General features: G+C 35.8%; 12 protein-coding genes. 1 reads left to right on the top strand and 11 read right to left on the bottom strand.

What is annotated here, in order from left to right:
• Positions 1–136: 136 nt before the first annotated feature.
• From HRU49_RS00670 to HRU49_RS00625, 10 genes are all read right to left on the bottom strand, one after another.
• Complete coding sequence (locus HRU49_RS00670) at positions 137–1,723, bottom strand: NADP-dependent glyceraldehyde-3-phosphate dehydrogenase (RefSeq protein WP_296353102.1); 1,587 nt, start codon at positions 1,721–1,723, stop codon at positions 137–139.
• Positions 1,724–1,734: 11 nt separating this feature from the next.
• Entirely contained in the window at positions 1,735–3,033 is a 1,299-nt protein-coding gene (gene thrC / locus HRU49_RS00665) for a threonine synthase (RefSeq protein WP_296353100.1), read from the bottom strand.
• The gene (locus tag HRU49_RS00660) at positions 3,030–3,950 is read right to left on the bottom strand and encodes a homoserine kinase (protein ID WP_296353098.1); all 921 of its coding nucleotides are present in this window, start codon (positions 3,948–3,950) and stop codon (positions 3,030–3,032) included. Before HRU49_RS00660 ends, thrC begins: the two co-directional genes overlap by 4 nt.
• 5 nt (positions 3,951–3,955) lie before the next feature.
• A complete protein-coding gene (thrA, locus tag HRU49_RS00655; RefSeq protein ID WP_296353096.1) occupies positions 3,956–6,403 on the bottom strand; it encodes a bifunctional aspartate kinase/homoserine dehydrogenase I in 2,448 nt (815 codons plus the stop codon).
• A 265-nt stretch (positions 6,404–6,668) separates the two neighbouring features.
• Positions 6,669–7,934: a threonine ammonia-lyase IlvA gene (gene ilvA / locus HRU49_RS00650; protein WP_296353094.1), complete on the bottom strand. Its 1,266-nt coding sequence runs from the start codon at positions 7,932–7,934 to the stop codon at positions 6,669–6,671.
• Positions 7,935–8,000: 66 nt separating this feature from the next.
• Positions 8,001–9,509: a ketol-acid reductoisomerase gene (gene ilvC, locus HRU49_RS00645; protein ID WP_296353092.1), complete on the bottom strand. Its 1,509-nt coding sequence runs from the start codon at positions 9,507–9,509 to the stop codon at positions 8,001–8,003.
• A 12-nt stretch (positions 9,510–9,521) separates the two neighbouring features.
• Positions 9,522–10,052 carry an acetolactate synthase small subunit gene (gene ilvN / locus HRU49_RS00640; protein ID WP_296353090.1) on the bottom strand — a complete coding sequence of 177 codons (531 nt, stop codon included), beginning with the start codon at positions 10,050–10,052 and terminating at the stop codon, positions 9,522–9,524.
• A gap of 87 nt (positions 10,053–10,139) precedes the next feature.
• The gene (gene ilvB, locus HRU49_RS00635) at positions 10,140–11,876 is read right to left on the bottom strand and encodes a biosynthetic-type acetolactate synthase large subunit (RefSeq protein WP_296353088.1); all 1,737 of its coding nucleotides are present in this window, start codon (positions 11,874–11,876) and stop codon (positions 10,140–10,142) included.
• A gap of 12 nt (positions 11,877–11,888) precedes the next feature.
• On the bottom strand, positions 11,889–13,568 hold the full coding sequence (gene ilvD, locus HRU49_RS00630) for a dihydroxy-acid dehydratase (RefSeq protein WP_296353086.1): 1,680 nt from the start codon (positions 13,566–13,568) through the stop codon (positions 11,889–11,891).
• 224 nt (positions 13,569–13,792) lie between these two features.
• A complete protein-coding gene (locus HRU49_RS00625; RefSeq protein WP_296353084.1) occupies positions 13,793–14,221 on the bottom strand; it encodes an OsmC family protein in 429 nt (142 codons plus the stop codon).
• Positions 14,222–14,288: 67 nt separating this feature from the next.
• Here HRU49_RS00625 and HRU49_RS00620 point away from each other — a divergent pair, with 67 nt between their 5' ends.
• Positions 14,289–14,891, top strand: coding sequence for a carboxymuconolactone decarboxylase family protein (locus HRU49_RS00620; protein ID WP_296353082.1), 603 nt, complete (start codon positions 14,289–14,291; stop codon positions 14,889–14,891).
• 51 nt (positions 14,892–14,942) lie between these two features.
• On the opposite strand, the gene HRU49_RS00615 is transcribed toward HRU49_RS00620, so the two are convergent.
• Positions 14,943–15,164 (bottom strand): uracil-DNA glycosylase family protein (locus tag HRU49_RS00615; protein WP_363146051.1); only part of this gene is annotated, 222 nt, incomplete at its 5' end.

The following is a 15,164-nucleotide window of genomic DNA, read 5'->3' as shown; positions in this document are numbered from 1 at the left end:
TCTGCTTTTATGGTTTAATTCTGGGTGTAAAGGTAGAAATATATTTTTAACGGACTTCCTAATTAATTTACAATTAAAAATTATTATGATATTCATAAAATAACCAAAGCTATTTTATGAATATCTAACTAATTAACTACAATAAGTAATCAGTACTTACAAAATTTGAAGCGTTAGAATCAAGTAGTTCCTTTAAAATCGCATTATTATAATCGTTGTCTTTCGAAGCTACAAACGTTCTAATTGAAAAAGAACGAAGCGCATCATGAACACTCAAAGTTGCTACTGCTGAATCCTTACGTCCAGTAAATGGATAAACATCAGGGCCTCTTTGGCATGAACTATTAAGATTTACTCTACAAACCAAATTAACTAAAGTATCAATTAATGGCGCTAATGTTCTAGTGTCTTTCCCAAACAAACTAACTTGTTGCCCATAATTAGAAGCAGCCATATCATCTAAAGGCTCGCCGATTTTAGAGAAAGGAATTACGGGTATTACGGGACCAAATTGCTCTTCTTCATATACGCGCATATCCTTAGTCACAGGATATAAGATAGCCGGGAATATATAATTATCAGTGGTTTCACCACCTCTAGAATTTAATATACTTGCACCCTTTATCTTAGCATCATCAATTAATTCTTGAATATAAACAGGTTTATCTGGCTCTGGTAACGGAGTCAGTTTAACATCCTTATCCCAAGGATTACCAAATTTCAAAGCGTCAACAGCATTTGAGAATCGCCTGTTAAATTCATCAACAACATCCTCGTGGACATATAATACTTTTAATGCCGTACAACGTTGTCCATTAAAAGAGGTTGTTCCTGCAATACACTCAGCTATAGCTAAATCCAAATCCGCATCCTTTAAAACAATAGCAGGATTTTTAGCTTCTAATCCTAGAACCATCCTTAGCCTGTTACTTTTTGGGTGATGATCTTGCAATGCGTTTGCAGACTTACTATTACCAATCAAAGCCAAAACATCAACTCTGCCATCCTTCATTATTGGAGTAGCAACAGTTCTGCCTCTGCCGTAAAGAATATTAACCACACCTTTGGGGAAGCTATTTTGAAACGCCTCTAAAAGTGGTGATAATAATAATACCCCGAATTTTGCAGGTTTAAATATCGTTGTATTTCCCATTATTAAAGCGGGAATTAAAAGTGCAAAGGTTTCGTTTAAAGGATAATTATAAGGCCCCAAACACAATACTACTCCTAGCGGACCGCGTCTTATATGTGCATGGACACCACTTTGCTTATGAAACTTCGCGCTATCCCGATCTAACTGCTTATAATCTTCAATAGTGTCGTAAATATATTGGACTGTTCTATCAAATTCTTTTTGAGAATCTGGTAAATTTTTACCAATTTCCCACATTAATAATTTTACAACTTCTTCGCGCTTGGTTTTCATCTGTTCAACGAACTTTAACATACATTCTACACGATCTAAAACTTTCATAGTTGGCCATAATCCTTGTCCTTTCCCATAGGCTTCAGAAGCCGCATCTAAGGCTTGTAACGCCTCCGTTTCTGTTAAAGTAGGAATACTTCCTAATAAGGTTGGTTTGTAATCTTCTGTTGAAGAAATTGTCGAATATATATCTGTTGTTTCACCACTCCACTCTATTAATTCGCCATTAAGTAAATACGTCGATTGATGAATCAGTTCGTTGATTTGAAATTGTTGAGGGATACAATTGTGTTTCATAAAAAGTTCTTTTAAGGGAGCAAATAGTCCTTTAGCTGTTCATAGTCATGTATTTGAATGCTGCGCTTTTTAAGATACAAAATTGATTTTATTTGAGTTGGTATTTCTAATTTATCTGCAATAGAATTTGGCATAACAGGTAAAAACTTGATGGGATGGGCTGTTTCTAAAAAGACACCTTGAACATTGCGGTTTCCTGCTAAATAATCCTTTAATGCCAAATAACCAATGGCACCATGTGGATCTGCTACATAATCACTACGCTCTTTTAAATAATTGATCGCTTCTAGAGTTTCAACATCAGAATAACTATAACCGGATAAATTCTTTTTTAATAACTCAAAACTGCCGTCATGTAATTCTTTAATACGAATAAAGTTACTAGGTGCACCAACATCCATAGCATTTGAAATTGTAGCAACAGATGATTTAGTAGTGTAATTACCTGTTTTTAAATATTGTGGTATCACATCATTTGCATTCGTGCCCGTAACAAAATGTTGGATTGGTAGCCCTAGTTTTTGAGCCATCATACCTGCACAAATATTCCCGTAATTACCGCTAGGTACAGAAAACACCAAATCCTTACCCTTATGTTTTAAAGCCTTATAAGCAAAAAAGTAGTAAAACATTTGAGGAAGCCACCTTGCTATATTTATAGAATTAGCTGATGTTAACTTTCGCTTATTATGAAAATCCTTGTCTAAAAAAGCACGCTTTACCATAGCCTGACAGTCGTCAAAAACACCCTCGACTTCTAAGGCGGTAATATTTTGACCAAGGGTAGTTAATTGCTTTTCTTGTATGTCACTTACTTTACCACTTGGATAAAGGATAACAACCTCAACACCATTTACGCCTAAAAATCCACTCGCCACTGCACCACCTGTATCACCTGAAGTAGCTACTAATACTGTTACATTCTCTTTCGTCTCTTTTTGCCCATTAAAATAACCTAGACATCTTGCCATAAATCGAGCTCCTACATCCTTAAATGCCATGGTTGGCCCATGGTATAATTCTAAAGCCGATATGGAATCATTAAGTTCTACAACAGGAAAGTCAAAACTTAGAACATCTTCTAATATGTCTTTTAAATCTGTTTGTGGAATTTCATCACCAACAAATTGTTTAATAGCTTCATAAGCTATAGAGACATCATCTAAGGACTCAATGTTATCAAAAAACGACTTAGGAAGTTGATTAATTGACTTAGGGAAATAAAGGCCTTTATCTGGTGCCAATCCTTTTATTACAGCCTCTTGAAATGATACTTCAGGCGCGTCATGATTTAAACTAAAATACTTCATACTAAGTGAACCCCTTTATTACTTATTCGCGACACATATATATTATAGCCAATACCAGAATTTACATATACCTCATCCATTGCCTTCGCCACTTTATGCGCAATATTTTTACCTTTACTTAACGCAAATATTGTTGGTCCCGATCCAGAAATACCAACGCCTAAAACACCGGAATTCAATGCGCTTTGTTTAACCTTATCAAAATGTGGGATGAGTTCTTTTCGTTTTGGCTCTGCTACATAATCAACCAATGACCGACCTATTAAATTAAAGTCTTTGGTGTGTAAGCCACTTATTAAACCACCTACATTAGCCCATTGTGCAACTGCTGTTTTTACAGGAATTGTTTCAGGTACAACCTGGCGTGAATCTGCTGTTTTTATTTCAATCTGAGGATGTATGACTGTAGCTATCAATTCTCCTGGTGTTGGTATAGAAACAATATCTAAAGGATTATAACTTCTAACCAAAATAAAACCACCATACAAACATGCGGCAACATTATCTGCTATGGCAGAGCCACAAGCAGTGACTTCACCTTGCATCGCAAATTGTGTTAATTCTAATTTATTGTATTTATTATCTAATAGTGTATTGACCGCAAATGCAGTTCCAGAGGCACTTGCAGCACTACTTCCTAATCCGCTACCTGGTTTGAAATTTTTAAATATCTGTATGTCTAACCCAAAGTTAGCATTAGAATCCTCTAGCATTTGTTTCGCAACTACACCTACAACATTTTTATCCACGTCATAGGGTAAATTTGCTCCTTCAATTTTTGATATCTTAACACCGTTGTCTTCTGTTTGTGTAAACACCATTTGATCACCAAGGCTTTCCAAGGCAAAGCCCATAGCATCAAATCCACAGGACACATTGGCTACTGTTGCAGGCGCAAAAACTTTAATACTTTTCATGTATATTAATTTCGTCCAAGGGTTATAATATCAGCAAATAAACCTGAAGCTGTAACTTGAGCTCCAGCTCCAGCTCCTTTTATAATTAGCGGTTGCTCTGGGTAACGATGGGTATAAAAAAGCACAATATTATCTTTTCCCTTTAAATTATAAAATGGATGCTCTTTATCAACTGCCTTTAGTCCAACTTTAGCGGTTCCATTATTAAATTCAGCAACATACTTTAATTGACAGTCTTCTGCTTTTGCATTTTGATAAAGGCTTTCAAAATGCGTAGCTTCAGACTTTAAAGTTTTATAAAAATCTGCCACAGAATCTGCTTTTAAACTTGATTTAGGTAAAAACGCTTCATTCTTAATGTCTTTGAGATCTAATTTAAATCCAGCTTCTCTGGCTAGAATTAGTATCTTTCTTGCAACATCAACACCACTAAGATCAATCCTAGGGTCCGGCTCTGTATATCCTTCATCTTGCGCCTGTTTAACTACATCATAAAAAGTTCGTTCTTCATTAAAATTATTGAAAATAAAATTCAAACTTCCTGATAAAACAGCTTGAATAGACGTTACAGTATCACCTGAGTTTATCAAGTTATTCAAAGTATAAATTATTGGCAATCCGGCGCCAACATTTGTTTCAAATAAGAATGAAGCATTGTACTTTCTTGACAATTCCTTTAGTTCTTGATAATCTGAATATTTTGAGGAACAGGCAATTTTATTACATGCTATAACTGCAATACTTTCTTTTAAATAATCTTTATAGGTTTTTGCAACGTCTTCATTAGCGGTAACATCAATAAAAATACTATTACTTAGATTTTGAGCTTTAACCGCTTCAAAAAACGATTTATGTGTCCTAGCTTTTCCTTTTTTAATCTGTTCTGTCCAAGTTGATAATGCAATGCCTTCTTCATTGAAGATCATTTTTCTAGAATTACTTATGCCAACTACTTTAATGTTTAACAACAGATTTTTAGATAAGTAGTCTTGCTGTTGCTTTATTTGATCTAGTAAAATAGCACCTACATTGCCAACACCAACAACAAATAAGTTTAGTGTTTTTACTTGTTTTTCAAAAAATCGATTATGCAAAGTATTCAATGCCTTCTTAATGTCTTTATGTGCAATTACTGCTGATATATTACGCTCAGATGCTCCTTGGGCAATTGCTCTTACGTTTACATTATTTTGACCAAGGGAACTAAATAGTCGCCCACTAATACCTTGATGACTCTTCATCTTATCACCGACCACAGCAACAATAGCCAATTCGTCTTCAATAAGTAGTGGTTGAATACGCTTCAATGAAATCTCATAAGCAAATTCATCATCCACGATGCTTTTAGCCTGCTTAGCGTCTTTGCTATACACTCCAACGCAGATAGAATGTTCTGAAGATGCTTGTGTAATTAAAACCACGTTGATCTCATGTCTTGAGAGCGCAGAAAATAACCGCTTAGAGAATCCAGGAATTCCTACCATGCCATTTCCTTCAAGAGTTAATAAGGCTATATCTTCGATATGGCTTATTCCTTTAACAGGACCATTCTTGGATTTTGGTTTTTTAGTTATTAAAGTCCCTTTTGCCTTTGGCTCAAAAGTGTTTTTTATATAAATCGGAATACTCCTTTGTAATGCAGGCTGAACCGTAGGAGGATACAATACCTTGGCGCCAAAATGTGATAATTCCATAGCTTCCTGATAAGAAATCTCTTCTATTGCAAACGCTTGCTTAACCAATTTAGGATTAGCAGTGTACATACCACTTACATCAGTCCAAACCTCTAATGTAGATGATTTAATTGCTGCAGCAACCAATGCAGCTGTATAATCAGATCCGCCTCGCCCAAGTGTTGTTGTATCACCAGCTTTATTGCTAGAAACAAAGCCAGGTAAAACAACTATTCGTTCTTTGTTTTTATTGAAAAATGAAGAAATATTTTCAGAGGTTATTTTACTGATGACATTAGCATTGGTGTAATTAGAATCGGTAATGATTAAGTCTCGACTATCCTTTAATGTAGATTTTTTTTCTATTTGTACTAATGCTTCTGATATAATGTATGAAGACAACAATTCACCGAAACTTAAGATTTTATCGCGAGATTTGTCGGAAAATTCATTGATTAAATAAATACCTTGAAGTATCTGCTTTAAATCATTTAGCATGTCATCGATCTGCTTAAAAACTGTTCTTTTTCTAGGTCCTTTAATTAAGCCTTCAACAGTCTTATGGTGTCTTTCAGAAATATTTTGAAACACCTTTATGTAATCTTTATCTTTTTGAGTCGCTAACTCACCTGCTTTAATAAGCATATCTGTTGTGCCGCCTAATGCCGAAACAACAACGGCAAGTTTTTGCTTTTTCGATTCTGATTTAAGGATCGTAATAACCTTAGATATGTTTTCTGCATTAGCAACGGATGTGCCTCCAAATTTTAGTACTTTCATATAGTTCAATTTTCTTGGACCTTTGAATCTAGTCCATAAAAAAACCTTCCTAAAAATTTTAGGAAGGTTTAATATATGGGTATAACAATATCACCTTCCGTCAGGGAATCATGGTAATCATTGTTGTCATTATGTTTATAATATATCTCATTCAAGTACAAATGTTCAAAAATATATTTACTTAACAAAACCAATAAATGATTTATTTTCTCTCGACTCATTTTTCAATGATTATTCAAATGAATTTTCCTTAAAAACCTCATTATCATACTAGAAACTGAAATAAATCTGGCTTGTTATTGAGATAATCTCCGAAAAAATTATGCAACTTCATCTTAGTGATCAAGGGCTGTAAATCTTCTGGTGATTTTAGTTGCAAACCAACTACTGCAACATCATTCTCTCTATTCACCTTCTTAGTATATTCAAAATGAGTGATATCGTCTTCAGGTCCTAAAATAGTAGAGACAAACTCTCTAAGCGCTCCTGCGCGCTGAGGAAACTTTATTATAAAGTAGTGCTTTAAATTGGCATACAATAAAGCACGCTCTTTAATCTCTGCCGTTCGCGTTATGTCGTTATTACTACCACTAACAACACATACAACATTCTTTCCTTCAATCTCTTCTTTATATTGTTCCAAAGCCGAAAGACTTAAGGCGCCTGCTGGTTCTAGAACAATGGCGTCTTTATTATAAAGGTCTAAAATGGTTTGGCAAATTTTACCTTCATCAACTATCACAACGTCATCTAAGGTTGACTTACAAATATTAAAGTTAATATCACCAACGCGTTTAACTGCCGCCCCATCTACGAAATTCTCTATGGCCTTTAATGTTGTATTGCGATCATTTTGAATTGAGATTGACATTGATGGCGCTCCTTTTGGTTCTACTCCAATGATTTTAGTCTCTGGTGAAAGCAATTTAAAAATTGTGGACAAACCTGCTGATAACCCACCACCACCTATTGGCACAAACACATAATGAATAGGATGCGATGCTGCCTGATCAATGATTTCTAATCCAACAGTAGCTTGTCCTTCAATAACTTTTTCGTCATTAAAGGGGTGAATAAATGTTTTATTTAATCGTTCACATTCTTTTATTGCAGCTTCATAAGCATCATCAAACGTATCACCAACTAAAACAACAGTGACAAACGCTTCGCCAAACATCTTTACCTGTTCAATTTTTTGACTAGGTGTTGGTGAAGGCATAAAAATGGTACCCTTAATTTTTAAAAGTTTGCAGGATAGGGCCACTCCTTGTGCATGATTACCCGCACTAGCACAAACAATTTCGTTTTCTATTTGGTTAGGCTCCAAAGATGAAATCTTGTTATATGCTCCTCGAATTTTATAAGACCTTACGTCTTGTAAGTCTTCACGTTTAAAAAAGATATTAGAATTAAAATGCTTTGAGTAACGCACATTTCTAGAGAGTGGCGTTACTTTAGCAATGCCTCTTAGATTTTCTGCAGCTTTCTCAACGTCGTGTAGCGAAGGGCTATATGTTGTTGTGTTTTCCATCTTCAGTCCTTAATTAAAAGAAATGATCATTTTTTGTCTTTGACAAAGACTAACAATAAATATCGCCTAGACAAGCGCCTCTTGTGTTGCTCTACTTACTTCTTCTGTTTTTATTTCTTTCATAGCTGTCATAGCACTGCGTAAGCGCTTCCCAACTGCTTCGATTGGATGATTTCTAATCGCTTCATTAATAGCAATTAATTCAAGGTTATCAACTCCATGTGACGCGCTATACGATTTACCAATAACAGAGGTGTCTACAGATTTCATAAAGTCTTCCAATAAAGGCTTACAAGCATGATCAAATAAATAGCACCCATATTCTGCAGTGTCCGAAATAACGCGATTCATTTCAAATAGCTTCTTTCTCGCAATCGTATTTGCGATTAATGGTAATTCATGAAGGGATTCGTAATATGCAGAGTCTTCAATAATACCAGCACTTACCATAGTTTCGAAAGCTAACTCTACTCCAGATTTCACGAAAGCCACTAATAATACGCCATGGTCAAAATACTCTTGCTCAATAATATGATCTGAAGTCAGAGCAGTTTTTTCAAAGGCAGTTTCGCCAGTTGCTGCTCTCCAGGATAATAAATTAATATCATCATTTGCCCAGTCTTCCATCATAGTTTTTGAAAAATGACCAGATATAATATCATCCATGTGTTTTTCAAATAAAGGACGCATTATACCTTTAAGTTCTTCTGATAATTCAAAGGCTCTTATTTTTGCTGGATTTGATAGGCGATCCATCATATTGGTTATACCACCATGCTTTAAGGCTTCTGTAATGGTTTCCCATCCGAATTGTATTAGCTTAGCTGCATATCCTGGATCAATACCATCTTCAACCATTTTATCAAAACTTAAAATGGCTCCAGTTTGTAATAATCCACATAAAATGGTTTGCTCACCCATTAAATCAGATTTTACTTCTGCTATAAATGAGGACTCTAATACTCCTGCACGATGACCTCCAGTTGCTACAGCATAGGCTTTAGCTTGTGCCCATCCTTTACCTTCAGGATCATTCTCTGGATGTACTGCGGTTAATGTAGGAACCCCAAATCCACGCTTATACTCTTCTCTAACTTCAGTTCCTGGGCACTTTGGCGCAACCATTATAACGGTTAAATCTTCACGTATTTTAGTACCTTCCTCAACAATATTGAAACCATGAGAGTAGCTTAATGTCGCTCCTTTCTTCATTAAAGGCATTACTGCCTTAATCACATTTGTATGTTGTTTATCTGGAGTTAAGTTTAATACTAAATCAGCATCCGGAACTAATTCTTCATATGTGCCAACGGTGAATCCATTGGATGAGGCATTCTTATAAGAAGCACGTTGTTCATCTATAGCGGCTTGACGCAGTGCATAGGAAATATCTAGGCCAGAGTCTCTCATATTTAAACCTTGATTTAAACCTTGCGCTCCACAACCTACAATAACAATTTTCTTTCCTTTTAAAGCATTAACCCCATCTTCAAATTCTGAAGCATCCATAAATCGGCATTTTCCTAATTGCTCTAATTGTTCTCTTAATGACAATGTGTTAAAATAATTCGACATTTTAATTTGTTTTTAATGTTGAAATGCGGCTAGCATTTGTGATATTTTCATTTCATCTTTGGTTACTGCAATACGTCCTGAACGCGTAAATTGCATAATTCCAAAAGCATTTAGTTCTCTATATAATAATTCGATTTCTTGTCGCCTTCCAGATTTTTCAAGAACAAAAAATTCCTTGTTAACAGTAACTATCCTGGCATTACTTTCTTTAATGATATTCTGAATCTGACGCTCTTCAAAAAGCAGATCTGACTTTATTTTAAAGATGCATGATTCTTGATAAATAGTTTCTTCTTCTGTATGGTAGTAGGCTTTTATAACTTCAACTTGTTTTTCAATTTGCCCAATAATCTTCTTAATTTGCGATTCGGAAACATGCACAAGAATTGTAAATTTTGAAACGCCTTCAATTTCAGAAGCTGAAGTATTTAAACTTTCTACATTAATGTGTCGTCTTTGAAAAATTGCTGAAATCCGGTTAAGCAAACCAATGTTATTTTCAGTATATACTGAAACCGTGAAATATTGTTTTTCTGTACTCATTCTAATTTTTTAATAATCTATGCACATTTCGACTGCGATATATGTAACATTTTATCAAGGCTCATTTTGCCAAATGCCTATTATGGGCTACTCTAATCTTATATCTGATACTGATGCTCCAGATGGAATCATTGGAAATACATTATCCTCTTTTTCAACACAAACTTCCAAGAAGTAAGGCTCCTTACTTGCAATCATTTCTTCCACTGCACTTGCCAATTCCTCTCTTTTAGTAACGCGTTTTGCATTTAAGTGATAACCCTTTGCAATAGCAACAAAATCCGGGTTCACCATTTCAGTGGATGCATAACGTTTATCAAAAAACAACTGTTGCCATTGTCTTACCATTCCCAAAAAGTCGTTGTTAAGTACAACAACCTTAACCGCTGCTTTTGTTTGAAAAATGGTACCTAATTCTTGAATGGTCATTTGATAGCCACCATCACCTGAAATTGAAATGACCTCGCGATCTGGCGCCGCCATTTTAGCTCCAATAGCAGCTGGTAAACCAAAGCCCATAGTTCCTAAGCCACCAGAAGTAATATTACTTTTGGATTCATTAAACTCTGCATAACGACAGGCTATCATTTGGTGTTGTCCAACATCGGTTACAATGGCCGCTTCACCTTTAGTCTGTACATTAATTTCTTTTAAAACTTCACCCATAGTTAAGCCATCTTTAGTTGGATGTAAATCCGCTTTAATGACTTTTTCAAATTCAATTTTGTAGAGATCTTTGAAACGTTGGCGCCAGCCTATGTGAGAATTAGGATTTAATAGTGGAAGCAATTGCTTTAAACTGTCCTTTGCATCGCCCAAAACAGCAACATCTGTTTTTACATTTTTATCTACTTCTGCAGGATCAATTTCGAAATGAATAATCTTAGCTTGCTTCGCATAGGTGTTGAGACTTCCTGTAACGCGATCGTCGAAACGCATACCAATAGCTATAAGCACGTCACATTCATTAGTTAAAATATTAGGCGCATAATTACCATGCATACCAACCATTCCAACATTTAATGGATGAGATGTTGGTATGGCCGAAGCACCTAAAATAGTCCAAGCCGAAGGTATTCCAGCCTTTTCAATAACTGCTTTAAATTCCTCTTCAGCTTCTCCTAAAATGACTCCTTGGCCCCAAACAACTAATGGTTTTTTGGCATTATTTATAAAATCCGCAGCCACTTTCAAAGCTTCCTTATCTGTTTCAGGTACCGGTTTATAACTTCTAATTCCAGAGCACTTTTCATATCTAAAATCAAACTCTTCGAATTGTGCATCCTTAGTAATATCAACTAAAACTGGACCTGGGCGACCGCTCTTTGCAATATAAAATGCTTTTGCTATGACTTCAGGAATTTCTGAAGCCTTAGTAATCTGATGATTCCATTTTGTAATTGGAGTAGAAATACCCACAATATCAGTCTCTTGAAAGGCATCGCTTCCCAATAGATGGGAAGGCACTTGACCTGTAATACAAACCATTGGAGTTGAATCTATCTGAGCATCCGCAATTCCAGTAATGAGATTAGTTGCTCCTGGTCCGGAGGTAGCCATAGCCACACCAACTTTTCCCGAAATTCGTGCATAACCTTGCGCCGAATGTGTTGCTCCTTGCTCGTGACGACATAATACATGATGAATCTTGTCTTGGTATTTATAAAGATCATCATAAACTGGCATTATGGCTCCACCTGGATAACCATAAAGTAGATCAACACCTTCTTCAATAAGACATTTTACGATAGCTTCACTTCCAGAAATACGTTCTGTAGTAGATGTTTTTTCTACCTGACCTTGTACGATTTGTGTTTCTTTCATGAGCTTTTGATTTTAAAATTCATCAGTAACGCAGCCCATAGAAGCTGATGATACTGTTTTAGCATATTTATAAAGCACACCGCGATTAAACTTTAAATCTGGCGCCTTCCATTCTAATCTTCTACTTTGTAATTCTTCTTCTGAAACCTCAACAGAAATTGAATTGGTTTCTGCATCAATTATTATGACATCACCATCTTTAACAAGAGCAATATTACCACCTTCTTGAGCCTCTGGAGTAATATGCCCAACAACAAAACCATGAGTTCCTCCTGAGAATCTTCCATCCGTAATTAAAGCCACGTCTTTGCCCAATCCTGCACCCATAATGGCAGCAGTAGGTTTTAACATTTCTGGCATTCCTGGGCCTCCTTTTGGCCCCTCATACCTTATAACTACCACATCCCCTTCTTCCACCTTACCATCTCTTATACCATCATTTGCAGCATATTCTCCTTCAAACACCTTAGCTCTTCCTTTAAATCTTAATCCTTCTTTTCCAGTAATTTTAGCAACACTACCTTCTGTGGCTAAATTGCCGTACAGCATGCGCAAATGGCCTGAAACTTTGATAGGGTTTTCTATTGGCTTTATAACATCCTGACCTTTGGTAAGATCTTTTACATCTAATAAATTTTCAGCAACAGTTTTTCCTGTTACTGTTAAACAGTCTCCATGAAGTAAACCTTTCTTTAAAAGATATTTCATTACAGCTGGAATACCACCTACAGCATGTACATCTTCCATTAAATATTTACCACTAGGTTTAAGGTCTGCTAAAAATGGAGTGTTATCACTAATATCTTGGAAATCTTTGAGAGTAAATTCAATATTTGCTGCTCTTGCAATAGCAAGAAAATGTAAAACTGCATTGGTAGAACCACCAAGAATTGTAACTAATCTTATTGCGTTTTCGAGAGACTTGCGTGTTATAATATCAGAGGGTTTAATATCCTTTTCTAGTAAGATGCGCATAGCTTCGCCAGCTCGAACCGACTCGTCCTTTTTTTCTTTACTTAATGCAGGGTTTGAAGAATTATATGGCAATGCCATACCTAAAGCTTCTATAGAAGATGCCATAGTATTAGCGGTATACATTCCGCCACAAGCACCTGCCCCAGGACAAGCTTTTTCAACAATATTTTGATACTCGTCTTCGGCCATAGTCCCTGCAACTTTACTTCCCCAAGCCTCAAACGCAGAAACAACATCTAACTTTTTACCTTCATGACATCCTGAATCTATGGTACCACCATACACTAAAATAGAAGGACGGTTTAATCTAATCATTGCCATTAGAGCACCTGGCATATTTTTATCACAACCAACAACAGTAACAAGCCCATCATAACTCATCGCTTGAACTACAGTCTCCATTGAATCGGCAATAACATCTCGCGACGGTAAGGAGTAACGCATTCCCGGTGTTCCCATGGAAATACCATCGCTAACTCCAATGGTATTAAATATTAACCCAACAATATCCTCATTCTTTGTGCCTTCTTTTACAAGTTTTGCTAAATCATTTAGGTGCATATTACAAGGATTGCCCTCATAACCTGTACTTGCAATTCCGATAATTGGCTTAAAAAAATCCTCTTTGGTTAATCCTATAGCATGAAGCATAGCCTGAGCAGCTGGCTGTGTTGGATCTTGTGTAACTGTTTTGCTGTATTTATTCAATTGACTCATAACTTAAGCTTGCAAAATCTTAGTTGCAATGTTAAAATTACCTATTGAACAAGCTCGGAGTCGTGTTATGAAGAATTAACTTGTAAATTCAGATGGGCTACAAAATTTACAACTAACTGATTAACAGTTATTTGTTGTCTATTTTGTATGATGTCCAATATTCTATTTTCTTTGAAAAAAGATTCTCATGTCATCATATTCAAGAGTCATTGACTGTTTGGAGCCTATTTTTTCATCACATTGTGGTAGTGAATTGATGTTTCTATTTTAGCAAACTGCCTGAACATCTCCATGACACCACAGTACTTTTCTACAGATAAATCAACAGCTCTTTCACATTTTTTCTTATTTAAATCTGTGCCATAAAAATGATAATCAACTACCACAGAATGGTAAAATCTTGGATGTTCATCTGTTAGTTCTCCAGACACTTCAATTTTAAAATCGTCAATGTCTTCATTCATCTTGTCTAGGATTGAAATCACATCCAGAGCAGAACAACCGGCTAATGATGATAACATCATTGCTTTAGGAGATAATCCCTTACGTTCTTCACCCTCAACATCTGTATCCATAATTACTAATTTTCCACTTGGATTATCAGATTCAAAGGTTAAACTACCTTGCCAATGTGTTACAATTTTATCTGCCATTTTGTTTTAGATTACATGTTAGAACTGCTATCTTGTACAATCAAAAATACGACTTAAAAATACAACTATGGCATTAGTAACTCCGTTATCGCCAGAGCATGATTTAAAAACAAAAGAATTGGCAGAATTCTTTAATGAAACCCTTGGATTTTGCCCAAATTCTGTTTTGACTATGCAACGACGACCAGCAATTAGTAAAGCATTTATAAACCTAAACAAAGCCGTTATGGCCAACGAAGGTCGCGTAACCTCGGCCTTGAAACGCATGATTGCATGGGTAAGTAGTAATTCTACTGGTTGTCGATATTGTCAGGCTCACGCTATTAGAGCAGCCGAGCGTTATGGCGCAGAACAAGAACAACTCGATAATATTTGGGAATACAGAACACATCCTGCTTTTTCTGAGGCAGAGCGTGCAGCTTTAGACTTTAGCTTAGCAGCATCATTAGTGCCTAATGCTGTAGATGTAGATATTAAAAGACGATTATATGAGCATTGGGACGAAGGGGAAATTGTAGAAATGTTAGGTGTAATTTCACTTTTCGGATACCTCAACAGATGGAACGACTCTATGGGAACTGATATAGAATCAGGAGCTGTAGAAAGTGCTGACCAGTATCTCGGAAAACACGGATGGGAAAAAGGTAAACATGATGGCACTAAATATTAATCTCAAATCCATTTAAGAGTTAAGGCCTTACCAAAAATGGTAAGGCTTTTTTTACACTATTTTAGAAATGTAGTCTTTTAACTCAGGCACCACCAATTCTTCAAACCAAAGGTTTTTTGCGCGCCAAAATCTATCTGTTGGTGAAGGATGAGGAATAGGAAAATATTTAGGTAGATAGGTTTTAAAGTCCCCAACACGCTCTGTCAATGTTTTCTTGTCTTTTAAATAATAATTTTGCGCATAGGCGCCAATTAAAATAATTAAATCTACATT

It is taken from the genome of Winogradskyella sp. (assembly GCF_013213975.1).
Classification (GTDB): Bacteria; Bacteroidota; Bacteroidia; order Flavobacteriales; family Flavobacteriaceae; genus Winogradskyella.
The sequence above is the reverse complement of the archived record's forward strand: the minus strand, read 5'-3'. Positions and strand labels throughout refer to the sequence as shown.